Annotated in this window: 23 protein-coding genes and 1 other RNA gene; 11 read left to right on the top strand and 13 right to left on the bottom strand. The window is 36.6% G+C overall.

Annotated elements, in window-relative coordinates:
- Positions 1-63: 63 nt before the first annotated feature.
- Together secA and mutT are read left to right on the top strand one after the other, a co-directional pair.
- Positions 64-2,769, top strand: a complete 2,706-nt coding sequence (gene secA / locus KO509_RS15920; RefSeq protein WP_215974249.1) for a preprotein translocase subunit SecA — start codon at positions 64-66, stop codon at positions 2,767-2,769.
- Positions 2,770-2,782: 13 nt separating this feature from the next.
- The gene (gene mutT / locus KO509_RS15925; RefSeq protein WP_215974250.1) at positions 2,783-3,208 is read left to right on the top strand and encodes an 8-oxo-dGTP diphosphatase MutT; all 426 of its coding nucleotides are present in this window, start codon (positions 2,783-2,785) and stop codon (positions 3,206-3,208) included.
- A gap of 41 nt (positions 3,209-3,249) precedes the next feature.
- Here the strand turns inward: mutT and yacG are convergent, their stop codons facing one another.
- From yacG to KO509_RS15960, 7 genes are all read right to left on the bottom strand, one after another.
- On the bottom strand, positions 3,250-3,486 hold the full coding sequence (gene yacG / locus KO509_RS15930; protein WP_215974251.1) for a DNA gyrase inhibitor YacG: 237 nt from the start codon (positions 3,484-3,486) through the stop codon (positions 3,250-3,252).
- A gap of 98 nt (positions 3,487-3,584) precedes the next feature.
- On the bottom strand, positions 3,585-4,331 hold the full coding sequence (gene zapD / locus KO509_RS15935) for a cell division protein ZapD (RefSeq protein WP_215974252.1): 747 nt from the start codon (positions 4,329-4,331) through the stop codon (positions 3,585-3,587).
- Positions 4,332-4,487: 156 nt separating this feature from the next.
- Complete coding sequence (gene coaE, locus KO509_RS15940) at positions 4,488-5,111, bottom strand: dephospho-CoA kinase (RefSeq protein WP_215974253.1); 624 nt, start codon at positions 5,109-5,111, stop codon at positions 4,488-4,490.
- Positions 5,112-5,193: 82 nt separating this feature from the next.
- Positions 5,194-6,078, bottom strand: a complete 885-nt coding sequence (locus KO509_RS15945) for an A24 family peptidase (RefSeq protein ID WP_215974254.1) — start codon at positions 6,076-6,078, stop codon at positions 5,194-5,196.
- Between the two features lie 137 nt (positions 6,079-6,215).
- Positions 6,216-7,463 (bottom strand): type II secretion system F family protein, encoded by a 1,248-nt coding sequence (locus tag KO509_RS15950; RefSeq protein ID WP_215974255.1) that lies wholly within the window; start codon positions 7,461-7,463, stop codon positions 6,216-6,218.
- Positions 7,464-7,505: 42 nt separating this feature from the next.
- Entirely contained in the window at positions 7,506-9,209 is a 1,704-nt protein-coding gene (pilB, locus tag KO509_RS15955; RefSeq protein WP_215974256.1) for a type IV-A pilus assembly ATPase PilB, read from the bottom strand.
- Between the two features lie 233 nt (positions 9,210-9,442).
- Positions 9,443-9,883, bottom strand: coding sequence for a prepilin-type N-terminal cleavage/methylation domain-containing protein (locus KO509_RS15960; RefSeq protein ID WP_289847553.1), 441 nt, complete (start codon positions 9,881-9,883; stop codon positions 9,443-9,445).
- A gap of 531 nt (positions 9,884-10,414) precedes the next feature.
- Here KO509_RS15960 and rplM point away from each other — a divergent pair.
- From rplM to KO509_RS15995, 7 genes are all read left to right on the top strand, one after another.
- On the top strand, positions 10,415-10,843 hold the full coding sequence (gene rplM, locus KO509_RS15965) for a 50S ribosomal protein L13 (protein ID WP_215974257.1): 429 nt from the start codon (positions 10,415-10,417) through the stop codon (positions 10,841-10,843).
- A 3-nt stretch (positions 10,844-10,846) separates the two neighbouring features.
- Positions 10,847-11,239, top strand: a complete 393-nt coding sequence (rpsI, locus tag KO509_RS15970) for a 30S ribosomal protein S9 (protein ID WP_114326795.1) — start codon at positions 10,847-10,849, stop codon at positions 11,237-11,239.
- 1,553 nt (positions 11,240-12,792) lie between these two features.
- The gene (gene petA, locus KO509_RS15975) at positions 12,793-13,383 is read left to right on the top strand and encodes a ubiquinol-cytochrome c reductase iron-sulfur subunit (RefSeq protein ID WP_215974258.1); all 591 of its coding nucleotides are present in this window, start codon (positions 12,793-12,795) and stop codon (positions 13,381-13,383) included.
- Positions 13,383-14,648, top strand: a complete 1,266-nt coding sequence (locus tag KO509_RS15980; RefSeq protein ID WP_215974259.1) for a cytochrome bc complex cytochrome b subunit — start codon at positions 13,383-13,385, stop codon at positions 14,646-14,648. The genes petA and KO509_RS15980 overlap by 1 nt, the downstream gene beginning before the upstream one ends.
- The gene (locus KO509_RS15985) at positions 14,648-15,346 is read left to right on the top strand and encodes a cytochrome c1 (protein WP_215974260.1); all 699 of its coding nucleotides are present in this window, start codon (positions 14,648-14,650) and stop codon (positions 15,344-15,346) included. Before KO509_RS15980 ends, KO509_RS15985 begins: the two co-directional genes overlap by 1 nt.
- 125 nt (positions 15,347-15,471) lie before the next feature.
- Entirely contained in the window at positions 15,472-16,116 is a 645-nt protein-coding gene (gene sspA / locus KO509_RS15990; protein ID WP_215974261.1) for a stringent starvation protein SspA, read from the top strand.
- 25 nt (positions 16,117-16,141) lie between these two features.
- A complete protein-coding gene (locus KO509_RS15995; RefSeq protein ID WP_252727647.1) occupies positions 16,142-16,612 on the top strand; it encodes a ClpXP protease specificity-enhancing factor in 471 nt (156 codons plus the stop codon).
- A gap of 278 nt (positions 16,613-16,890) precedes the next feature.
- Here the strand turns inward: KO509_RS15995 and dolP are convergent, their stop codons facing one another.
- From dolP to KO509_RS16015, 4 genes are read right to left on the bottom strand one after another with little or no spacing between them, the layout of a single operon-like run.
- The gene (gene dolP / locus KO509_RS16000; protein ID WP_215974262.1) at positions 16,891-17,487 is read right to left on the bottom strand and encodes a division/outer membrane stress-associated lipid-binding lipoprotein; all 597 of its coding nucleotides are present in this window, start codon (positions 17,485-17,487) and stop codon (positions 16,891-16,893) included.
- A 6-nt stretch (positions 17,488-17,493) separates the two neighbouring features.
- Positions 17,494-18,084, bottom strand: coding sequence for a phosphoheptose isomerase (locus KO509_RS16005; RefSeq protein WP_215974263.1), 591 nt, complete (start codon positions 18,082-18,084; stop codon positions 17,494-17,496).
- A gap of 44 nt (positions 18,085-18,128) precedes the next feature.
- Complete coding sequence (locus tag KO509_RS16010; RefSeq protein ID WP_215974264.1) at positions 18,129-18,503, bottom strand: YraN family protein; 375 nt, start codon at positions 18,501-18,503, stop codon at positions 18,129-18,131.
- Positions 18,490-20,532, bottom strand: coding sequence for a penicillin-binding protein activator (locus KO509_RS16015; RefSeq protein WP_215974265.1), 2,043 nt, complete (start codon positions 20,530-20,532; stop codon positions 18,490-18,492). The genes KO509_RS16010 and KO509_RS16015 overlap by 14 nt, the downstream gene beginning before the upstream one ends.
- Positions 20,533-20,645: 113 nt before the next feature.
- Between KO509_RS16015 and rsmI the strand changes: the two genes are divergently transcribed.
- Both rsmI and rnpB read left to right on the top strand, forming a co-directional pair.
- On the top strand, positions 20,646-21,497 hold the full coding sequence (gene rsmI, locus KO509_RS16020) for a 16S rRNA (cytidine(1402)-2'-O)-methyltransferase (protein ID WP_215974266.1): 852 nt from the start codon (positions 20,646-20,648) through the stop codon (positions 21,495-21,497).
- Between the two features lie 117 nt (positions 21,498-21,614).
- Positions 21,615-22,026, top strand: an RNA gene (gene rnpB, locus KO509_RS16025) — RNase P RNA component class A.
- A gap of 250 nt (positions 22,027-22,276) precedes the next feature.
- On the opposite strand, the gene KO509_RS16030 is transcribed toward rnpB, so the two are convergent.
- Positions 22,277-22,492, bottom strand: a complete 216-nt coding sequence (locus KO509_RS16030; RefSeq protein WP_215974267.1) for a formate dehydrogenase subunit delta — start codon at positions 22,490-22,492, stop codon at positions 22,277-22,279.
- A 22-nt stretch (positions 22,493-22,514) separates the two neighbouring features.
- Positions 22,515-23,333 (bottom strand): formate dehydrogenase accessory sulfurtransferase FdhD, encoded by an 819-nt coding sequence (gene fdhD, locus KO509_RS16035; RefSeq protein ID WP_215974268.1) that lies wholly within the window; start codon positions 23,331-23,333, stop codon positions 22,515-22,517.
- Positions 23,334-23,335 lie beyond the last annotated feature (2 nt).

A 23,335-nucleotide genomic window follows, 5' to 3' on the forward strand; every position in this document is an offset into this window, starting at 1 on the left:
AATAATATTCACTCAGTGTTCCAAATGTTTTGGGCGCTAAATCTCACAAAATGGTTTAATAAGATGTTTGTAAATTTGTTGACAAAAATATTTGGCAGTCGTAATGATCGACTAATCAAAAAAATGGACAAAGAAGTAAAGAAAATAAATGCGTTAGAGCCCATTCTAGAAGCGCTAAGTGACGATGAGTTAAAAGAAAAAACCAGTGAGTTTAAAGAACGATTGTCTAAAGGTGAAACGTTAAACCAAATTTTACCTGAAGCATTTGCTGTTGTACGTGAAGCCAGTAAGCGTGTGTTCGATATGCGACATTTCGATGTGCAAATGATTGGTGGCATGGTATTACATGATGGAAAAATTGCCGAAATGCGTACTGGTGAAGGTAAAACGTTAACGGCAACCTTACCTTCATACTTAAATGCGTTAACAGGTAATGGCGTACATGTTATTACTGTCAATGACTATTTAGCTACACGTGATGCAGATTGGTGTCGTCCATTATTTGAATTTTTAGGGTTAACAGTAGGCTGTAATATTGCCGGCATGTCACCGCAAAGTAAGCAAGCTGCTTATCAATCTGATATAACCTATGGTACCAACAACGAATTTGGTTTTGATTACCTACGTGACAATATGGTGTTTTCACCAGAAGAGCGTACACAGAAAAAATTAAACTTTGCAATTATTGATGAAGTTGACTCAATCTTAATTGATGAAGCACGTACACCGCTTGTTATTTCAGGGCAGGCAGAAGATAGCTCTGAACTATACAAAGCAATAAACGCAATAGTGCCGGTACTTGAAGTACAAAATGAAGAAGATAAAGACGAGGATACTGGTCAGTCTGAAGACTTCGTTGAAGGTGATTTCACCATTGATGAAAAAGCGAAGCAAATATATTTAACTGAACGTGGTCAAATTCGCATTGAAGAAATTATGGTTGAAAAAGGCCTGTTGCAAGAAGGCGATACACTGTTTTCAGCAGCTAATATAACGCTTTTACATCATGTAATGGCCGCGTTACGTGCTCATAAACTATTTCAAAAAGATGTTGATTACATTTTAAAAAATGGTGAAATAGTTATTGTTGATGAACACACCGGACGTACAATGGAAGGTCGTCGTTGGTCTGAAGGTTTACATCAAGCTGTTGAAGCGAAAGAAGGTGTGAAAATTCAAAATGAAAATCAAACACTTGCTTCAATTACTTTCCAAAATTTCTTCAGAATTTATGATAAATTGTCGGGTATGACAGGTACAGCAGACACTGAAGCTTTTGAGTTTCAACATATTTATGGCTTGGAAACTGTTATTGTTCCAACGCATCGCCCTATGATCCGAAAAGATCTAGCTGATTTAATATATTTAACAGCAGAAGAAAAATTTGAAGCGATTCTAGCTGATATTAAAGACTGTGTTAAACGCGGTCAGCCAGTATTAGTTGGTACTATTTCTATTGAAACTTCTGAATTCCTTTCTGATTTTCTTAAGAAAGAAAAAATTAAACACAAAGTATTGAATGCGAAGTTTCATGAACAAGAAGCTCAAATTGTTGCTGATGCCGGTAAAGAGTTTGCTGTAACTATTGCTACTAACATGGCTGGTCGTGGTACCGATATTGTACTTGGTGGTAATTTAAATGCTGCAATTGCAGAGTTATCTAAAGGTAATAAACAACCGACAGAAGAGCAAATTGCAAAAGTAAAAGAACAATGGAAAATTGATCACGAACATGTGTTGGCATTAGGTGGTTTAAAAATTATCGCTACTGAGCGTCATGAATCTCGTCGTATTGATAATCAATTACGTGGTCGTTCAGGTCGTCAAGGTGATGCTGGTGCAACACGATTCTATCTTTCTATGGAAGATTCATTAATGCGAATTTTTGCTTCTGAACGTATTTCAAATATGATGCGTAAATTAGGCATGGAGCATGGTGAAGCAATAGAACACCCTTGGGTAACTCGTAGTATTGAAAATGCTCAACGTAAAGTTGAAAGCCGTAACTTTGATATGCGTAAACAACTATTAGAATATGATGATGTTGCTAATGATCAACGTGGTGTAATTTACGAACAACGTAATGAGTTATTAGATGAAGCTGACATTGGTGAAGTTGTCGATAATATCAGAGCTGATGTTATCAATAGTGTTATTGATCAGCATATTCCGCGTCAATCATTAGTTGAAATGTGGAATGTTGCTGGTTTAGAAGAGCAGCTAAAAGGTGAATTCAACACCAACTTACCTATTGCACAGTGGATTGAAGAAGATAAAAAGTTACACGAAGAAAGCTTACGTGAGAAGATTGTTGCTGAATTCGAGAAAACATACAAAGATAAAGAAGCTGTGGTTGGTGCTGACGTACTTCGTCAATTCGAGAAAGCCGTTATGTTACAAAGCTTAGATTCACATTGGAAAGAGCATTTAGCGGCAATGGATCACCTACGTCAGGGGATTGGTTTACGTGCTCACGCCCAGAAAAATCCTAAGCAAGAATATAAGCGCGAGTCATTCCAATTGTTTACTGAAATGTTAGATAATTTGAAATATGACGTTGTTGGTATTCTTTCAAAAGTTCAAATACAGGCAGAATCTGATGTTGAAGCAGTAGAAGAGCAACATAGAAAATCAGAAGTGCCTGCTGAATTTCAACACCAAAGTGCTGAAGGAATAGAAGAAAAGCCTGTGCCTCGTGTTGGGCGTAATGAGTTATGTCCTTGTGGCTCAGGTAAGAAATACAAGCAGTGTCATGGTAAATTGACTTAACGTGCTTCAAAGTATGCCTAAAACTATCCTTGTTGCCGTTGGGGTGATTATTTCAACCAACGAGCAACAACAAACTCAATATTTTCTTACAAAACGCCTTGCTGACGCTCATCAAGGCGGAAAGTGGGAGTTCCCTGGTGGTAAAGTAGAAGAGGGTGAAAGTGTTGCACAGTCGCTTGCTAGAGAGCTTAAAGAAGAAATAAATATAGATGTGTTAACGTGCCAGCCATTAATCACTATTAATCACCTTTACCATGAAAAAGAGGGTGTTGATAAAAAAGTGTGTTTAGAGGTTTTTATTGTTGATAACTATGCAGGAGAGCCAAGTGCGCAAGAAGGGCAAGGCGAAGGTTGGTTTTCACTTGTTGAGCTGCAAAGCTTAGATTTTCCAGAAGCAAATCAGGATATTATTTCAGCATTGGTTGAACGTAAGATTTAACTAATAAATCAATATTAATAAAAAACCTAACGAACTCTTTGTTATTCAGGCTCTACAAAAAACTTATTATTTAGTAAGAATTCATCTTCCATTGCATCAAGCATATCTTCCGTTAACGGGGTTGCTCCTGATATTGGCTGGCTAATTTTATGGTTTTCTTCAGCCCATTCACCTAAATCAATCAATTGGCATCTTTTACTACAGAAAGGACGGAATTCGCTGCTTGCTTCCCAAACTACTTCTTTGGTGCAGTTAGGACAGGGTACTTTTAAAGTCATGATATTAAGCTAAGTATTTAGTAAATTGATAAAGAGATTATACGTTAATTGATCTTGTAGAGAAAGTTATAGCCAATGAGGATTAAAGAAAATCGCGATTAACAACGCGCTAATTCGAATTTAGTCGCTTGGTTTGAATACCGGCGACCATTTTGTTCACAAGACAATTTGAAACGGATAGAGTAACGGAACCTATTACCACTAATTGTTGGAAAATATTGGGCACTTTGCGCAACTTTAATACGTAATAACAATAAGCCTTCACCATTATCTTGATAAAAGCCACTTTCAGTTTCAATAAATTTAAAATCAGCTCGTTGACGTATAAATTTTAATATTAAAACCAATGCTCCTTTAATACTACTTAGTAGAGATAACCATTGGGAAATATTTTTATTGATAATAGTTTCAGGTTGATGAAGCCAAAAGTGTAATTGAGGTAGATCAAAACTACAGGTTCCACCTTGTATCGCAAAGCGTTGTTTTAAGCTGGCTAGCAATACATCTTCTTTTAATTGGCACCAAGCCTGACTACCAATTCTTAGTTGGCTAACGAGGGCTACAGATGTCTTTAAATTGAATTCCAGTGCTGTAGTATCTATATTTGGTGCTTGAGACCACACGACTAAATTTTGCTGTAACTTTTCTAAATCTTTAATTAAATCTCCTCGAATATCACTACGATCAAGTATATCAATTATAGAAAATAATGAATTAAAAAAAACGTGATGACAAGTAAGTATATCTGAAGCAGAGCAACTCTCAACTTGTTTGAATAGTTGCTCAAGTTTTAAATAGTGACGAATACGTTCATTAAGAGGGTGTTCATATAAAATAGTTGTCATGGGAGTATTACATTATTTAAATTAAGGAATTAAATTGAGATCGTAGATTTAGATTTTATTGATTTGGCTATATTACCTATAGCCATTAGAAATGGCGAATCATTTGTTGTTTGTTTTTTGTTCAGTAACTGTAGCGATACAGTATATGGTTATTATTTATGTTTTGTTTGCTTTTTTTTGTGCTGCATACGCTAAATAAGCATGATGTAATTGAGCTACGGCACTGGTTAAATCTTCAATTAAACAATCATCATTATTTAATATGTCATCGGCATGTGACTGTCTAACTTGTCGACTAACTTGACTCTTAATAATAGCTTCTACTTGTTTTTTAGAGTTATTGTCACGCGCTATTGTGCGAGAGACTTGGGTTGCTTCGTTTACATCAACAACTAACACGCGATCTACTAATGTAGTTAGATTATTCTCAATTAGCAAGGGGGCTACAATAATACAATAAGGGCTTAATGACACCTGTGCTTGTGTAACAATTTGTTTTCTGATTAAAGGGTGTAACAGCGCGTTTAGCCATTGTTTATCTACTTCATTGGTAAATATTTTTGTGCGAAGCATTGCGCGATTTAATTGCCCGTCACTATGAAGGATGTCACTGCCGAAATGCGCTTCAATCAAAGTTAGCGCAGGGCTACCTTTTGCCACCACATCCCGAGCAATAATATCAGCATCTATAATATCGATACCTAACTTAGCAAAGATATTAGTGACCGTTGTTTTACCACTACCAATACCACCAGTGAGACCGACAATAAAATCAGACATATTTAGTTTTCTCTTAATAAAATAAGGGAGCTGTTTAATTTAGCTAAATGTGCATAAATTGTAATAAATGCAACTGATAGTACTAGCTGATTTGAGCGATATACCAAACCCAAATACCTTGACCCCATAATAATGTTATCCAACCCGAAACAGCTAGGTAAGGCCCAAAAGGAATAGCTTGTTCACGCCGATGATTTTTAAATAGCATTAATGAAATGCCAACTAATGCACCCACTACTGATGCCATTAATATCAACAGTGGTAATAGCTGCCAACCAGCCCATGCGCCAAATAAGGCAAAAAGTTTAAAGTCACCATGACCCATGCCTTCTCTACCGGTTAGTAATTTAAATAGCCAAAATATGCTAAATAAGCTCATGTAACCTATTGCAGCACCAATAACAGCATCAGCTAGCGGTACAAAAATCCCTTGTAAGTTAACTAACAAGCCAAGCCATAATAGAGGCATGACGATTTGGTCTGGTAACAGCATATGATCGAAATCAATTAAGGTTAAACATATCAAGCCCCACGTTAGTATAAGCAGTAATAAGGTCTCTATAGACACACCAAACTTTAACGCAATTATGACACTTAACACGGACGTTGCCACTTCCACTAGAGGATAACGGGCAGCAATACTATTTTTACATTGGCTACATTTTCCACCAAGTAGTATCCAACTGATTACTGGAATATTTTCATAAAATCGTATTTTATGATCACACATTGGACAAGTTGAGTTAGGGATAGATAAGCTAAGTGGCGTAATTTTTTTCGCCGGTATATCTTTTAATTCATCAGCTAAAAACTCACGACAATCTGTATACCAAGTATTGTGCATCATTTGAGGTAAGCGGTAGATCACAACATTTAAAAAACTACCGATGATCAATGAAAATAAGGCGACAAAAATGTAGTATAAAAGGGGAGATTGTTGAAAAAATAATAACGTTTGTTCAAACATAAACTACTCGTAATCTAAAAATAATATATTCACTTTGGAAATTTTGTCGCAAACTGCTTACGGCATGCCATGTTGTCAGTAACTTGAGTACTACATTGTTCACTTGCTTGTTGTATTGTTATCTTGAGCTTAATAAACTAAACAATCATGCCAATTTGGAATATTGGTAAATACATCGCAATAATTAAACCGCCAATCACCACGCCTAATACAGCCATAATCATTGGCTCTAATAATGCTGTTAAATTATCAACGGCATTATCTACTTCGGCTTCATAGACATTAGCCACTTTTGATAGCATATCATCAACTGCGCCAGACTCCTCACCAATGGCAACCATTTGAATAACCATATCAGGAAATATATTACTATTACGCATAGCTAGATTCATTTGCATACCTGAGGTAACCTCAGTGCGAACCTCTAGAATGGCATCTCGGAATACTGCATTGCCAGCAGCGCCAGCCGCTGATTCTAGAGCATCTATTAATGGGACACCGGCAGCAAAAGTGGTGGAAAGTGTTCTGGCGTAACGAGCAACCGCCGCTTTTTCAAGTAAATCGCCAATAATGGGGAGTTTTAGAATTTGCCTATCAACTTGGTCGCGTAATTTTAAACTGTTTCTATGAGCACGTTTGAATAGAAAGATAAAGGCAAAAATAGCACCTAAACCTAAATGCCAATAAGCGACCATAAAGTCTGAAATACCAACAACAAACAAAGTAAAGCCAGGTAATTCAGCACCAAAGCCGGCAAAAATTTCTTGAAAAACTGGTACCACAAAAATTAGTAATATTGAGGTTACAACAGCGGCAATAACTAATACAGCGATAGGGTAGGTCATTGCTTTTTTTATTTTTGCTTTTAACGCTTCAGCTTTTTCTTTGTAGGTTGCAATACGGTCATAAATGGTTTCTAACGACCCCGATTGTTCACCTGAGGCAACTAAATCACAATATAGGTCATCAAAGTGTCTTGGGTGATCACGTAAACAGTCAGATAGCGGAATACCTGATGATAACTTATGAGCTATTTCACCGAGTAATTTTTGCATTTTTCCATTGTTATGACCCTTGCCAATCATTTCAATAGTTTGTACTAAAGGCACACCAGCACCTAACATGGTGGCAATTTGTCGAGATATAATGGCAATATCGCCTGGGGTAATGGCTTTATCGCCTCCTAAACCAAAAAGTGGTTTAGCTTTTTTCTTTACTTTACTAGGCGTAATACCTTGTTTACGTAATTGCGCCTTTAATTCGATAATATTATTTGCTGGCAGCTCACCGCTAATCTTTTTACCTTTTCGATTAACGCCTTGCCAAGTAAAAACATCTAATGCTTTAACCTTCGGAGCTTTTTTTTTTGCTACTGCTGTCGCCATAAAATTACCTACTGTTTATAACTGATTTATATAAAATATCGTCTAGGAGCTGGTTACACGGTTTATTTCTTTTAGGCTAGTCATGCCATCCATTGCTTTTTCTAAGCCTGATTGACGTAAATTATTATAACCTTCTTTTTGGCACTGCTCAGCAATATCTAACGAGTTACCACCTTCCATAATAATAGAGGCAATTTCAGGGCTAATTTTAATCACTTCATAAATACCCACTCGCCCTTTATAACCACCAGTACAGTGTTCACAACCAACAGGCTTAAACAGTTTTATTTCACTTAACTTATCTATAGGAAAACCTTGTTCGGCAAGTTGTGCTTCTGAAAGTACTTCATGGGTTTTACATTGTGAGCATAAACGCCTTGCTAATCGTTGTGCAATAATAGTAGTCACTGAACTCGCAACGTTATAAGCAGGCACTCCCATATTAAGTAAACGAGTTAAGGTTTCTGCAGCCGAGTTAGTATGCAAGGTCGATAATACTAAATGCCCTGTTTGTGCGGCTTTTATTGCGATTTCTGCGGTTTCTAAATCTCGAATTTCACCAACCATAACAATATCAGGATCTTGACGTAAAAAAGAACGTAACGCGCTAGGAAATGTTAAACCCGCTCGGTTATTAATTTGTACCTGGTTAATACCTTCTAAATTAATCTCTACAGGGTCTTCTGCGGTAGAAATATTACGTTCAGCGGTATTGAGAATATTCAACCCTGTATATAGCGAAACAGTTTTACCCGAGCCTGTTGGTCCGGTGACTAAAATCATGCCTTGTGGTTGCTCTAGTGCTTCCATGTATATTTTTTTCTGAGCTGGTTCATAGCCCAACATATCAATACCGAGCATAGCGCTGGAAGAGTCCAAAATACGCATTACTATTTTTTCACCCCACATTGTGGGTAAGGTACTGACTCGGAAATCAATAGACTTTTTCTTAGAAAGTGATAACTTTATGCGGCCATCTTGTGGTACGCGCCGTTCAGCGATATCAAGTTTTGCCATCACTTTCAAACGAGCTGACATACGTGATGATAGACTTACTGGTGGACGCGCAATTTCAGTTAAAATGCCATCAATACGAAAACGAATGCGAAAAGACTTTTCATAAGGTTCAAAATGTAAATCAGAGGCGCCTTTTTTGATGGCATCTAATAAAATTTTATTGATAAAAACAACAATAGGTGCGTCATCTTCACCTGTACTAACCGGATCATCGTCACTTTGATCTTCTTGAACGTCTATACCCGATAACTCATTAGAATCAATATCAGTAATATTAAGGGAGCCACCTTCATCTTCTAATACTTTTTCAATACAAGCTTGTAAGCCAAGCTCATCAGTTAATATCAGTTCAGTGCTATAGCCAGTATTAAATTGTATTTCTTCTAAGGCATCAAGGTCGGTAGGATCTGACATGGCGACAAAAAGCACTTTGCCACGTAAAAATAACGGCAAGGCATTATGTTTAGTAATGAGTTTTTCATTACGAACCCCATCAGGCACCAAAGTTGTATCAAAATTACTAAGTTGTATATAAGGATAACCGAACTTATAAGATAAAATAGCAGCAATCTTTTTGCTGTCGATTTTTTTATCTTCAACTAAGTAGCGAATAAAAGGTTTATCTTTCCCTGTGAAGTCATTAAAAATATCATCGACATTAGTAAGCGGTATAAGATGCTCTGTAGACAAAGCCGATAAAACACTGGATTGCTGGTGATTGCCTTTCATAATGTTTACAGATAACCTTTTGAATAAATTCAATGAAAATGTCAAATTTCAGTGTAGCGCAAAAGACTATAAAATAACAAAAATTTATTACAGCAACTTACTTAGTTGTAGAATTAATGTTAAAGCTCAAAAAATGTTGGCTAATTATAGACAATAAAAAAGCCCCCGAAGGAGCTTTTAAAAATTAATTCAAATAAAATAAGTAAAAGTTACTCTTATCCCACTTATTTGCCCTAACAAAGAGGAGTACCGCCAGTAGGTGCGGCACAAGCTGTTGCCCATGCTACGGCTGCACCATTTCCACCTGTAGGTGTGAGTTGATAGGTATGATCAGCAGTAATACCTCCAACAGCTTTTGGTGTTACAAGAATTACCCCATTCGTAACTGATACACTTGAAACTACCGTTGATGACATTGTCGCAGGTATACCATGTGCACCTCCATCACACTCAGTTAGTGCACGAGTTAAAGTACAAATTTCAACAGCGTTTTTATAAGGGCCAGATGCGAGTATAACCTCTGAGTACTGTGCTTTAGCTGTATACGTTTGATAAGCAGGCAACGCCACAGCTGCTAAAATACCAATAATCGCAACAACGATCATTAATTCAATTAAGGTAAAACCTTGTTGTGCTTGTTTAGATATATTCTTCATTGTATTTAAGTTTTTCATTGTCATAATTTCCATTAATTTATATGGGGGCTACATTTAATATGCGACATATATTTATAAATGTAAAATAATGTTGCAACTTTTTTGACTTAAATTAAGTATTTAATCTTTTCTTTACTTAGGCGATGAAGTTAATTAACACTAAGGAAAATAGTTAACAGTTTATTAACTATTTTCTATGTACGATTCATTGCTCAACAATAGCTTTATATATTTCGTTATTTAAATAGTTCAAACTTTATAGTGTAACAATAGCTATTTAGTATTTTTTTTGTGCTTTTTTTGAAAAGGGGCGTGATCTTCTTATTAATCTTCTGTATAATCCGCGCTCCCTACGTTACAAACTGTCTTTTAAATAGTCTGTTTCTTTAGATTTTTGCTTTAATTATATAGCTGATTCTTAGATGTGGGTGGTTTAAAGGCGTTAGGCTCGATACTCGAAGGGGTAATTGCGTAGTCTATTATTAACCGACAAATAAAACATAAGTTTGTTTTGTCATTTAAGTAACATTTTTTAATTTGGGTTTTTTAATGAAAACTTTTGTAGCTAAACCAGCAAGCGTACAACGCGAATGGTTCTTAGTGGACGCCGAAGATAAAACTTTAGGTCGTATCGCTACTGAAATTGCAAGCCGTTTACGCGGTAAGCATAAACCAGAATATACACCTCATGTTGATACTGGCGATTATATCGTTGTAATTAATGCTGAGAAAGTACGTGTAACTGGTAACAAAGCGAAAGGTAAAATTTACTATTCGCATACTGAATTCCCTGGCGGTCTTAAGCAAATTAGCTTTGAAAAGTTAATTGAAAAAGCACCAGAACGTGTTCTTGAATTTGCAGTGAAAGGCATGTTACCTAAAGGTCCTTTAGGTCGTGAAATGTTCCGCAAATTAAAAGTGTATGCAGGCTCTGAGCACATGCATACTGCACAACAACCACAACTTTTGGAGCTTTAAGCAATGGCTGATAATCAATATTACGGTACTGGTCGTCGCAAGAGCTCAACTGCTCGTGTGTTCATGAAAGCTGGTAACGGTGCAATCACAATTAACAAACGTGACATTTCTGAGTATTTCGGACGTGAAACAGCTCGTATGGTTGTTCGTCAACCGTTAGAGTTAGTTGAAATGTTAGAAAAGTTTGACTTTAATATCTCTGTAGTAGGTGGTGGTATTTCTGGTCAAGCTGGCGCAATTCGTCACGGTATTACTCGTGCATTAATGGAGTTTGATGAAACTTTACGTGGCGGTTTACGCGCGGCTGGTTTTGTTACTCGTGATGCTCGTAAAGTTGAACGTAAGAAAGTGGGCTTACACAAAGCACGTAAGAAACCACAATTCTCAAAACGTTAATTTCTTTATATTTTATATATCGAATTCAAAAAACCGACCTTGTGTCGGTTTTTTTATATTAATTTTTCGGTAAATTATTTATTTTTCCCCTCGTGAGGTTTGCAGCGTTATCCTCAATTTTACAGCGTTATAGCGTTATAGCGCTGCGTTTAGGTGAACAACGAAATCACGAATTAGGCGAATAAATTCGCCCCTACTATGTTGGTAATCAATTCTTTCATTGGTGTTTTGTAGGGTCGTTTTTGTAGGGGCGACTTCAGTCGCCTGATCACAAATACACGTCAATAACATCTGTAATATGTTATATCCCATTATTAGTAGGCGTAGTAGGCGAATAAATTCGCCCCTACGATGTTGGTAATCAATTCTTTCATGGATGTTTTGTGGAGCGTTTTGTAGGGGCGACTTCAATCGCCTGATCACAAAACACGTCAATAACATCTGTAATATGTTATATCCCATTAATTAGCAGGCGAATAAATTTAGTAGGCGAATAAATTTAGTAGGCGAATAAATTTAGTAGGCGAATAAATTTAGTAGGCGAATAAATTTAGTAGGCGAATAAATTTAGTAGGCGAATAAATTCGCCCCTACTATGATGGTAATCAATTCTTTCATGGGTGTTTTGTGGAGCGTTTTTGTAGGGGCGACTTCAAGCGCCTGAACACAAATACACGTCAATAACATCTGTATTATATTATATCCCATTATTAGTAGGCGTAGTAGGCGAATAAATTCGCCCCTACGATGATGGTAATCAATTCTTTCATTGGTGTTTTGTAGGAGCGTTTTTGTAGGGGCGACTTCAGTCGCCTGAACACAAATACACGTCAATAACATCTGTATTATGTTATATCCCATTATTAGTAGGCGTAGTAGGGGCGAATAAATTCGCCCCTACTATGATGGTAATCAATTCTTTCATGGGTGTTTTGTGGAGCGTTTTTGTAGGGGCGACTTCAAGCGCCTGAACACAAATACACGTCAATAACATCTGTATTATGTTATATCCCATTATTAGTAGGCGTAGTAGGCGAATAAATTCACCCCTACTATGTTGGTAATCAATTCTTTCATGGGTGTTTTGTGGAGCGTTTTGTAGGGGCAACTTCAGTAGCCTGAACACAAATACACGTCAATAACATCTGTATTATGTTATATCCCATTATTAGTAGGCGTAGTAGGGGCGAATAAATTCGCCCCTACTATGTTGGTATTCAATTCTTTCGTAGGGCATTTCTGTAAGGGAGACTGTTGTCACCTGTAACTTGATTCAAAATCTTATTCATTAATATCCCAATCTTTTTCGTGTAAGTTACTTTTTATGATGATCAATATCAAAATATTTTGATATCTACCACACTTAGCTGACTTTTTACCTTGTAAAAAACGACCTATTTCTTTATGATCATAAAAATTTTTTGTCGATGTACCCCTTGGTATAAACTTGATCAAACAAAAATAAGGCATGTTGCTTATTCATCCTGAGATAATGGATGAGCAATAAGGCTAATAATAATTGTTTGGTAATCAATATGAATTGGAGAGTGTGAATGAGCAATGTGCCTGTAAATAACGGCCGCAGACGCTTCTTAACGGCGGCTACTGCTGTTGTTGGTGGTGCCGGTGTGGTCGGTGTGGCTGTGCCTTTCATTGGTTCGTGGAATCCAAGTGCTCGCGCGAAAGCTGCGGGTGCTCCAGTAGAAGTCAATGTAGGTAAAATAGAGCCAGGTCAATTAATCCGTGCAGAGTGGCGTGGTAAACCTGTTTATGTCGTACGACGTACTGAAGAAACAGTTAATAGCTTAGCCAAGCATGATGATAAACTACGTGATCCTAATTCAGAAGAAGCTCAACAGCCAGATTATGCTACTAATGCTTATCGTTCTATTAAACCTGAATTTTTAGTTGCGCTAGGAGTTTGTACTCATTTAGGTTGTGCTCCAACTTATCATGGTGGCGACTACGAACAGTTTGTTGACGGCGTGAAAGATGGTTTCTTTTGTCCTTGTCATGGTAGTAAATTTGATATGGCTGGGCGTGTATTTCAAGGGGTTCCTGCACCATTAAACTTAATGGTTCCAGAGCATTCATTTACTAATGACAACACATTATTAATTGGTGTTAGTGAAGGAGAAGCATAATGTTGGCAAACTTTATGGCTTGGATAGATAAGCGTTTACCAGTAACGGATGCTTGGAATAAGCATGTTGCACAATATCCTGCGCCGAAAAACTTTAACTTTTGGTACTTCTTTGGCTCTTTAGCTATGTTAGTACTTGTAAATCAAATTTTAACCGGCGTATGGTTAACCATGAGCTATGAACCATCTGGTGATGGTGCATTTGCCAGTGTTGAATATATTATGCGTGACGTTGATTATGGTTGGTTATTACGTTATATGCATTCTACCGGTGCGTCAGCATTTTTTGTGGTTGTTTATTTACACATGATGCGTGGCCTTATGTATGGTTCGTATCAAAAACCACGTGAATTACTGTGGATCTTCGGTATGTTGATCTTCTTAGTATTAATGGCTGAAGCTTTTATGGGCTATTTATTACCTTGGGGTAATATGTCTTATTGGGGAGCACAAGTTATTATCTCCCTCTTTGGTGCTATTCCTGTTATTGGTGATGATTTAACATTATGGATTCGTGGTGATTATGTTATTTCAGGTGCTACATTAAATCGCTTTTTCGCACTACATGTTATCGCGATGCCATTAGTTTTAGTTATTTTAGTGTTCTTACATATTCTTGCTTTACATGAAGTTGGTTCAAATAACCCTGAAGGTACAGATGTAAAACAACCTAAAGGTAGTGTTAAACCTGAAGAATTAAGCAAGTTTAAATTCCATAAGCAATATACGGATAAATACGATATTGTGGATGCAATACCATTCCACCCTTATTACTCTGTAAAAGATATTATGGGTGTTGCTGGTTTCTTAATTTTATTCTGTTGGGTGATGTTCTTTGCGCCTGAAGGTGGGGGTTACTTTATTGAGGCTCCGAACTTTGAACCTGCTAATGGGTTAAAAACACCTGAACATATCGCACCTGTTTGGTACTTTGGTCCTTTCTATACAATCTTACGTGTTGTTCCTGATAAGTTATTAGGTGCTATTGCTATGTTTGGTGCCATTATTGTATTGTTCTTATTACCATGGTTTGATCGTGGTGTAGTGAAATCTGTTAAGTATCGCTCTAAATGGCACTTGTTTAATTTAATTCAATTTGCAATTTGTTTTATTATTCTAGGTGTATTAGGTACTTTACCAGCAACACCTGTAGCTAATTTAATTGGTACTATTGCAAGCTTTGGTTACTTTGGTTTCTTCGTAGCACTTTGGTTCTATTCTAAGAATGAAAAATGTAAGCCTGTACCAACGAGGATTTCTCACTAATGAAAAAATTACTGTTAATTTTATGTGCGCTTGTTCCATTATTTGCCACGGCGGCAGGTCCAAGTATGCAACTAGACAAAGCAAATAATGATTTATCAGATAAAGAATCATTAAAAAATGGTTTTAAAACGTATGTTAATTATTGTTTAGGTTGTCACCAATTAGGGTATCAACGTTATAATCGTACCTTTACTGATTTAGGTATTGATAATGCAGATGGTGTTGAAAATTACATGTACACAGGCGAAAAAGTTGGTGATCATATCACCAACACTATGCCTAAAAAAGAAGCCGCTAGTTGGTTTGGTACAGCGCCACCTGATTTAACGTTAGAAGCACGTTTACGTAGCCCAGATTGGATATATACTTATTTACGTTCTTTTTATATGGATGATAGTCGTCCATTTGGTGTAAATAACAAAGTATTTAAAGATGTTGGTATGCCACATGTGTTACAAGATCTGCAAGGTGTTAGTTCACTTGACGAACATGGGCACATGACACCTGCGATGGGTGGTAGTTTAACAACAGAAGAGTATGATGTTGTTGTTCGTGATTTAACTAACTTTTTAGAATACGTTGGTGAGCCAAGTAAGTTAGAACGTAAAAGCTTAGGCTACAAAGTATTAATTTTCTTGTTTGTCTTCTTTATTATTGCTTATTTCCTTAAGAGAGAATATTGGAAAGACATACATTAATAACAATGTAGACGGTTAACTTGAAGAAAGTAATTAGGCTTACTTTAAGGTGATATTATAGCGCGACGGGTTTCCACGTAAGGAAACTTCATCGCGCTTTTGTTTTATAAAGAATAGGAGGCCCTATGGCCGTAGCAGCAAATAAACGTTCAGTAATGACGTTATTCTCGCATGCTGATGATATGTATAGTCATCAAACACGTATAGTATTAGCAGAAAAAGGTGTTGGTGTTGATATTAATTATGTTGATTTGGCAAACTTACCGGAAGATTTGATTGATTTAAATCCCTATGGAACAGTGCCAACATTGATTGATCGTGAATTAGCCCTTTATGAAGCTAAAATTATTATTGAATATTTAGATGAACGTTTTCCTCATCCACCATTAATGCCTGTTTACCCAGTATCACGTGGCCGTAGTCGCTTAATGATGCACCGTATTGAAAATGATTGGTATAGCTTAGCAAAAACTATTTTAACGGGTAGTGCTGAGCAAGCGCAAAAAGCACGTCAAGAGTTAAAAGAAAGCTTGTTGAGTGTAGCTCCAATATTAAATGAAGCTCCTTATTTTATGAGTGAAGAGTACAGCTTAGTTGATTGTTACTTAGCACCATTACTATGGCGTTTACCTGCTTTTGGTATTGAACTTGAAGGTCTTGATGGCTCAAAAGAGCTGAAAACTTACATGTTACGCTTATTTGAACGTGAATCATTTCAAGCTTCATTAACTGAAGATGAACGTGAATTACGTTTTGGTCATCCTGCTTAATATGGTTGACGCGACTTCTATAAAAATGACTTCTAATAAGCCTTATTTAGTTGGGGCTTTTTATGACTGGATTTCAGACAACGATTTAACGCCATACATTGTAGTAGATGTGAGTGTTTACGGTGTTTTGGTGCCTATGTCTTATGTCAATGATGGTCAAATTGTATTAAATATAGCATCACCTGCTGTTGGCAGTATTGCTATGGGTGAAAAAGCTATTGAGTTTAGTGCGCGTTTTGGCGGAAAACTCGAGCATATGACCGTACCTTATGGCGCAATTTCAGCTATCTATGCTAAAGAAAATGGTGCTGGTACTTCATTTGCAGTAGAGCACCCAAGTGATGATGAGATTAATGCTAAAGATAGTTTGATTACTGATGAGACTGAAGCCAAGGCAAAAATTAAGCCGAGTCTGAGTAGTGTTTCCTCTGGTGATAAACCAGCAGAATTGAAAAAGTCGTCTAAAAGTAAAGCTAGTTTAAAAGTTATTAAGTAAAAATAGGGCTCTCGTTCTATAACTTGTTTATATAAAACCTTTTTATTGAACTTTAAATAGTAAGGTTTTTAATTATATTAGGATGATGGACTCTAGTTTGAGTAAAGAATCTTATTTACACCATAAGTCTTTATTTAAGAGGATAATGCTTTAGTTACTAATGATAAAAGCATTCTCAAAGCGTAGATACGATGTATTCTGTAACCGACAGAATACATCGTCTTATAACGAATATCAGCATTGATTAATGTTTGGGTTGTTAACAATACAGTTAACGGTTAAATATATTCAAACGCTTTAAATACCTTATTAACTCCACTAATGTTACGAGTAATATTTACCGCAGCATCAGCCTCTTTTTTAGATACAATTCCCATTAAGAAAACCTCGCCATTTTCTGTGATAACTTTAATGTTCTTACCATTAACACTACTATCAGAAAATAAGGCCGTTTTTACTTTTGAAGTTAGCCATATATCATTGGTGCGTGTAGTTACCGAAGTAATACTACCAATACGTATTTGATTATGTACACGTACTACCCCTTCAATTTCGCTAATAATCTTGATTGCTTGATCTTTAAGGTAAGTGGTAGGTGCTTGCCCAATAATCAATACCGAACCATTTACGCTTGTTAGGTGTAAATTTGTATTGTCACTTAAGGCTTTATTTTTTGCGATACGATTATAAGCATTAACTTGAATAGTTTGGTCGTCAATTTGATTACCTATACTACGACGATCTGTTGCCATACTTGCACCAGCAGTAATAGCGACTACTGTGACTGCTGTACAACCTTGTAAAATACCTAATAGGAGTAGTGTGCTAACAATTTTTGTTGGTCGATTCTTCGAAATTTTAGATAAAATAGCCATAGTTAATCAAAGCTCCGATTGTGGAAATAATGTTGTATCAATAATTTCACATAAACAGTGCAGCACAATGAGGTGCACTTCGTTAATACGCGCAGTTCTAGAAGATGGTACTCTAATTTCAACATCTCCTTCACCTAATAAACCGGCAATATCACCCCCGTCATGACCTGTTAATGCAATGATAGGCATGTCACGAGATACTGCACTTTCAACTGCTTTAATTACATTCTGTGAGTTTCCGCTGGTTGAGATAGCTAGTAAAATGTCACCATTATTACCAATGGCACGAATTTGCTTTGAAAAGACTTCATTATACTGGCCATCATTAGCGATAGAAGTTATTACGACACTACCTGAAACGAGTGATATAGCAGGTAAACTTGGTCGTTCTGCTTCGAAACGATTCAGTAATTGCGAACAAAAGTGTTGAGCATGTCCAGCTGAACCACCATTACCACAAGCAAGCATTTTATTACCCGCTAACAAACATTGCACCATCATCATGCCTGCTTGCTCTATAGCGCTAGAAATAGCCTCTGTTGCTGCTATTTGTGTTTGAATACTTTCGGTAAAATTATTTTGGATCTGTTCTAACATGTGGGCTAAATAACTCCAGTATTTTGCTATCGCTTAAACATTGACTAAAAAGCATTCTTTAGCCAAGTAACTTGTGGTTGGTTAATATCACCTTCTAGAGCAATAACGTCAAACCTACAAGGGGTATTATATTCATTTAAATTGGCTTTATGCAGAAAAAATGCAACACAATGTTTAATTTTTTGTTGTTTTGATTGAGAAACGGCAGAAATGGCACCGCCAAAGTTGTTATTTTTACGATATTTTACTTCAATGAAGACGAGTGTATCTCCGTCTTTCATAATAAGATCTATTTCACCTTTTCGACAGTGAAAGTTTTTATCTATAAAAAGTAAACCTTGTTGGGTTAGATATTGCTGGGCAAAGCCTTCACTAGCTTTGCCTTTACTCTGACTTGTTGGCGTTTTATTCCATGCCAATTTGTGTCACCTTGTTATTTTTGTACTGACCCCATATAAGACTTCGAGTAAGTATGTTTTCATCATTTAAAGTCAACTCACCTGTTTGACCAAAATGACGAATATAAGGCGCTTTTTTCATAAGTGGGAGTTTATTTAAAAGTTGATAACTGTCAAATCCCATAGCAAATATTCTTGATAAGCTATCTGAACGTTTAGGCCATAAACTATCGCTAAGTTCGCTTAATGACTTATTTTGCTCTTTTGATGCTAGCAACCAAGGTATTTGGGTAAAAGTAAGGCCATGTAAATCATTAGTACTACTTGCATTGTATTTATCATTAAAATTACTATGACTTCTAGAACTAGCATATACAGGGATGACTTTAGCGAATGGACTGATATTTACATCGATATAAGGTTTAATTAAGCGAGTTTGAGCAGCACTACCAATAAGATAAATCATATCAATATCACGACGATTTCTTGTTTCTGATTTTATATTGTTTTTTAGGCTGCTACTTAATTGTTTTATGCGATCTTGGCTAGCATTAATATCTAGATTTTCTTTCAAACTTGCCTGCATTTGTTTACCTTGAGTGAAATAAACTATTTCTACCGATTTTCCTGTAGAGGCTTGCCATTGTAGTCTAAAAGCGTGAGCTATACGTTTTGATACTCTATCGTTATGACTTAATATCATTGGGTTATGATAATCTTGCTGGCTGAGTGTGGCAGCAGCTTGAACCGCTTCATCTTCTGGGCGCATAGATAAGGCAACTTGAATTTCAGAAAGTTGATGTTCAAAGGGCAAGTTCAATAATAATGTTGGCACTTGAAGAGCTAAATTTTGCATGCTTGATGCTAAAAATAGTTCAACATTTGGTTTTAATAAGGGACCAATGACTTGATTAATATTAAGTTCAGAAAATTGTGCTGCTAAGTTTTCCCAGTCAAGTTGGTTAGTGTCAATAAAGTAAATATTACTTTTTTCATGGCTGTTCAAGTGATTTTCAGCGTTGTTTTGATTATCACTTTCATAAGCGGCTAATATTCCCTGTTGGGCGGCTAGGCCTGCTTTTTGTTGGCTGCCACTTAGTGGTAACAAGATAGCTATGTTGTTAATTTTATTTCGATTTTCAGAGATATCTTCAATGTTGTTTTCGACAATACGCTCAGGGCTATGGATCGCGGAATTGGTTGCTTTTAATTGCTCTATTATGTTGATGCCAGGGTGTTCAGGGTTTTGTTGCTGCCATAAACTTAAATAACGTGAAAACTGTTCGGGATTAGCACCGAACTGATGGCTATAATTGAGTAATCTTGCCCAGCCTTTAATTAATGGTGGCTTATTGTTAATAAGTTGTTTTAATTGCCACTGTGGTAATACTTCAAGGTTATGCCAAATAGCTTGAATATCATCATTTGTAGGGGTAGCGTTTAAAGTGAAAGCACTCAATTGCGCAGTAAGTGCTGATACATTGTATCCTTTTTTCGCTAATACTTGACCCAATACTTGGTAATATTCAAAAGATGGTTGTAGTGATGGAATTGTGCTCTCATTAGTAGTGTAGGTCACCAATTCATTAGCTAGTTCTAATTGTTGTAGAGCTTGCGGTAAATAATTTAATGCGAATAAACTACGAGCTTTTATTACTAATAATGTGTAAGTTTTTTGATAGTCTTCCTGATAAAACGCTGTAATTTCATTTGCTAACAAAAGTGCTTTAGCATAATTCTGTTGTTGAAGAAAAAGCTCACTTGCTTCAATTAATAATTTATTAACGACTGCTTGTTGTGCAAGTAATGACTCTTCATCACGAGGCAATTTAGCATTTAATGATTGTGCCGCAGCGAGTTTTTCTTCCGCTGTTGCAGTTGTTTTGACTTCCTTAAGCGTCGCTTGAGAAACTGGCGTACTTTCTTTTTGGGTTGTAGGTTTCGAGCTACAAGCCGAAATAAATAAGGCTATCAATATCAATAGTATAAAAGATACATTGGCGTGCTTTTGTTTAAATAAATTAAACACTAGAAAATTAGTTTGACTCAAGTGGAAAAATCCATGCATTTTTAACTCTGTGTAGGGTTATAATAAACGCCATTGCAGTGAGTCTCAACTAAATCCTGCACCTTAATAAGTATCAATGAAAGAAGTAAGTTGAAATGAGTGAAAACATAATAAATCCCGGTACTTTGTATATAGTGGCTACGCCTATTGGAAACTTAGGTGATATCAGTTCAAGAGCGTTATCGGTATTAACTCAAGTTGATATTATTGCCTGTGAAGATACTCGCCATACACAAAGACTATTGTCTGCGCATGCAATTAAGAATAAAACATTATCAATGCATGATCATAACGAACGCCAACGACAAGATTATATTGCGCAACTATTGCAAGAAGGAAAAAGTATTGCTTTAGTCTCTGATGCGGGAACGCCGTTAATTAGTGATCCTGGCTTTCATTTAGTTCGACATTGTCGTAGCTTAAATTTACCTGTATCGCCTATTCCTGGTGCTTGTGCTGCTATTGCTGCGTTAAGTGTTGCTGGGCTACCGACAGATCGATTTTCGTTTGAAGGTTTTTTACCTTCAAAGTCTGGTGCAAGACAAAGTACGTTATTAGCATTAATTAATGAGCCGAGAACGATGGTTTTTTATGATGCTCCTAGACGAGCTATTGACACAGTAAAAGACATAGTGGCTACATTAGGTGGCGAACGTTATGTGGTTATTGCTCGCGAATTAACAAAAACTTTTGAAACTATCCATTCAGATACCGCTGAAAATTTTCTTGCTTGGCTCGAACAAGATGCTAATCAACTTAAAGGTGAAATGGTGTTAATTATTGAAGGTTATAAAGCTGATCCAGATGAAATCTCTGCAGAAGTCATTAAAACCTTAAAGTTATTGTTAGTTGAAATGAAACCGAAAAAAGCCTGTGCTATTGTTGCTGAAATTTATGGTGTAAAAAAGAATGCACTTTATGATATTGCACTAAGTTTAAAAGTATAGAGCTATAAAGCATTACATCGCTATATTGAGTGTTCATTATTATATTTCTTTATCGTTATAAGTGCGTTTAGAGAAACAGATCCTTGCTCATTAGAATACTAACAGGTAAAATGCGCTCGAGTTGACTAGACAATCGCTGCTTACTGAATTTATTTAGTGGGGGGAGGAAAGTCCGGGCTCCGATGAGCAGGGTGCCAGGTAACGCCTGGGCGGCGCAAGCCGACGACAAGTGCAGCAGAGAGAAGACCGCCGATGGCTATCTTAATTTATTAATATAGAACAGGTAAGGCTGAAAGGGTGCGGTAAGAGCGCACCGGATTGCTGGTAACAGTAATTGCAGGGTAAACTCCACCTGGAGCAAGACCAAATAGGGTTTCATGATTATTAAAACGCAAGTTTTGGTAATATAAGCGTGGCTCGCGTGGAAACCGGGTAGGTTGCTTGAGCCTTAGAGTGATTTAAGGCCTAGACGAATGATTGTCACTTCCTATGGAAGATACAAAACCCGGCTTATGTGTCATCTCACAAATTTTAGTAACCGTTTGAATTATTTTAAATAGCTCAAACGGTTTTCTAAAACTCTTCTTTATATTTTACTTCGAATAAGTATTCACTCGCTCGTTTTCAACTATTGAAACTTAAATATACTGTTATATGAATGCAAATAATCTATTGGTTGTTATTATCAGACAATTATTTATTAGGTTGCAAATTGGTTGTCTGATAAAAACATTAAAGTTGAACTGATAATATTCCCTCTATTAAGTCGAGGGATAACGTTATAGTTGAGCTAATGCTAGTTTTATGGTGGGAGATAGCTGTGAACCATCATTAGCAGCATACTTGAGTATGTTTTCTTTCATGGAACGTGCCCAAAACCTTTTTACATGATTAGCTACGACTTTTGCCGTTTCTTCATCTGTTTTTTTATAATTATTATTATTAGCAATTTGATTGAGCATACTAACTAAGTTTTCAATTTGAGAACTACTCATCACTATATCTTCCTATTTTTAACTATTTATCGAATGTGGTATAAAAAGTATGTCTACCTGGTCGAGCAAAGCCAATCAAGTTAAGATTGGCTTGGTTTGCTAAGGTTATAGCTAGCCCTGTTGGTGCCGAAACTGCGACCAAGGTAGCTATATTGACACTTGTCACTTTTTGTACCATTTCATAACTTGCTCTGCTTGAAATCACAACAAAGCCACTTTGGGTATTGATTTTACGTAGTGCTAAACTACCAATTAACTTGTCTAAAGCATTATGTCGACCCACATCTTCACATAATAAAGTTATTTTCCCCGCTGCGTCACACCAGGCTGCACCATGAACTGCGCCAGTTAGCGCTTGTAGTTTTTGATGTTCACTTAATTGTGACAGGGCATACTGAATGACTTGGGAAGAAGGTAACGGTTGTGGCGTTACACTCTTAATCGGCCGAATAGCTGTTTCCAGTGATTCACTCCCACATAAACCACAGCCTGTTCGGCCGGTAAGATTACGTCGGTGTGATTTCAAAGACATCATACGTTCAGAACTAATTTCAATACGTACTTCTATCCCTTTTTCACTGGTTACAAGCTCAATATCATACATTTCTGTTACGTTATTGATAATGCCTTCAGATAAGCTAAAACCTAAAGAAAATTCATGTAAATTAGCAGGCGAGGCCATCATAACCGCGTGAGAAATTCCATTGTAAACCATTGCAATAGGGACTTCTTCGGCGATACAGTCAAGATTTACTTGCTCTTGCCCACTACCTTGTTTCCAATAAGTTACCGGTAGTGTTAAATAGCTCGCTTGTAATTTTGGTTCATCTTCCAGTGTCACAC

This window comes from Colwellia sp. C2M11 (assembly GCF_018860915.1).
Taxonomy (GTDB): Bacteria; Pseudomonadota; Gammaproteobacteria; order Enterobacterales; family Alteromonadaceae; genus Colwellia.

What these genes read in the sequence shown, in the direction of transcription:
- secA (WP_215974249.1), top strand. Translation starts at nt 64, where the DNA reads ATGTTTGTAAATTTGTTGACAAAAATATTTGGCAGTCGTAATGATCGA.
- mutT (WP_215974250.1), top strand. Translation starts at nt 2,783, where the DNA reads ATGCCTAAAACTATCCTTGTTGCCGTTGGGGTGATTATTTCAACCAAC.
- yacG (WP_215974251.1), bottom strand. Translation starts at nt 3,486, where the DNA reads ATGACTTTAAAAGTACCCTGTCCTAACTGCACCAAAGAAGTAGTTTGG.
- zapD (WP_215974252.1), bottom strand. Translation starts at nt 4,331, where the DNA reads ATGACAACTATTTTATATGAACACCCTCTTAATGAACGTATTCGTCAC.
- coaE (WP_215974253.1), bottom strand. Translation starts at nt 5,111, where the DNA reads ATGTCTGATTTTATTGTCGGTCTCACTGGTGGTATTGGTAGTGGTAAA.
- KO509_RS15945 (WP_215974254.1), bottom strand. Translation starts at nt 6,078, where the DNA reads ATGTTTGAACAAACGTTATTATTTTTTCAACAATCTCCCCTTTTATAC.
- KO509_RS15950 (WP_215974255.1), bottom strand. Translation starts at nt 7,463, where the DNA reads ATGGCGACAGCAGTAGCAAAAAAAAAAGCTCCGAAGGTTAAAGCATTA.
- pilB (WP_215974256.1), bottom strand. Translation starts at nt 9,209, where the DNA reads ATGAAAGGCAATCACCAGCAATCCAGTGTTTTATCGGCTTTGTCTACA.
- KO509_RS15960 (WP_289847553.1), bottom strand. Translation starts at nt 9,883, where the DNA reads ATGAAAAACTTAAATACAATGAAGAATATATCTAAACAAGCACAACAA.
- rplM (WP_215974257.1), top strand. Translation starts at nt 10,415, where the DNA reads ATGAAAACTTTTGTAGCTAAACCAGCAAGCGTACAACGCGAATGGTTC.
- rpsI (WP_114326795.1), top strand. Translation starts at nt 10,847, where the DNA reads ATGGCTGATAATCAATATTACGGTACTGGTCGTCGCAAGAGCTCAACT.
- petA (WP_215974258.1), top strand. Translation starts at nt 12,793, where the DNA reads ATGAGCAATGTGCCTGTAAATAACGGCCGCAGACGCTTCTTAACGGCG.
- KO509_RS15980 (WP_215974259.1), top strand. Translation starts at nt 13,383, where the DNA reads ATGTTGGCAAACTTTATGGCTTGGATAGATAAGCGTTTACCAGTAACG.
- KO509_RS15985 (WP_215974260.1), top strand. Translation starts at nt 14,648, where the DNA reads ATGAAAAAATTACTGTTAATTTTATGTGCGCTTGTTCCATTATTTGCC.
- sspA (WP_215974261.1), top strand. Translation starts at nt 15,472, where the DNA reads ATGGCCGTAGCAGCAAATAAACGTTCAGTAATGACGTTATTCTCGCAT.
- KO509_RS15995 (WP_252727647.1), top strand. Translation starts at nt 16,142, where the DNA reads ATGACTTCTAATAAGCCTTATTTAGTTGGGGCTTTTTATGACTGGATT.
- dolP (WP_215974262.1), bottom strand. Translation starts at nt 17,487, where the DNA reads ATGGCTATTTTATCTAAAATTTCGAAGAATCGACCAACAAAAATTGTT.
- KO509_RS16005 (WP_215974263.1), bottom strand. Translation starts at nt 18,084, where the DNA reads ATGTTAGAACAGATCCAAAATAATTTTACCGAAAGTATTCAAACACAA.
- rsmI (WP_215974266.1), top strand. Translation starts at nt 20,646, where the DNA reads ATGAGTGAAAACATAATAAATCCCGGTACTTTGTATATAGTGGCTACG.
- KO509_RS16030 (WP_215974267.1), bottom strand. Translation starts at nt 22,492, where the DNA reads ATGAGTAGTTCTCAAATTGAAAACTTAGTTAGTATGCTCAATCAAATT.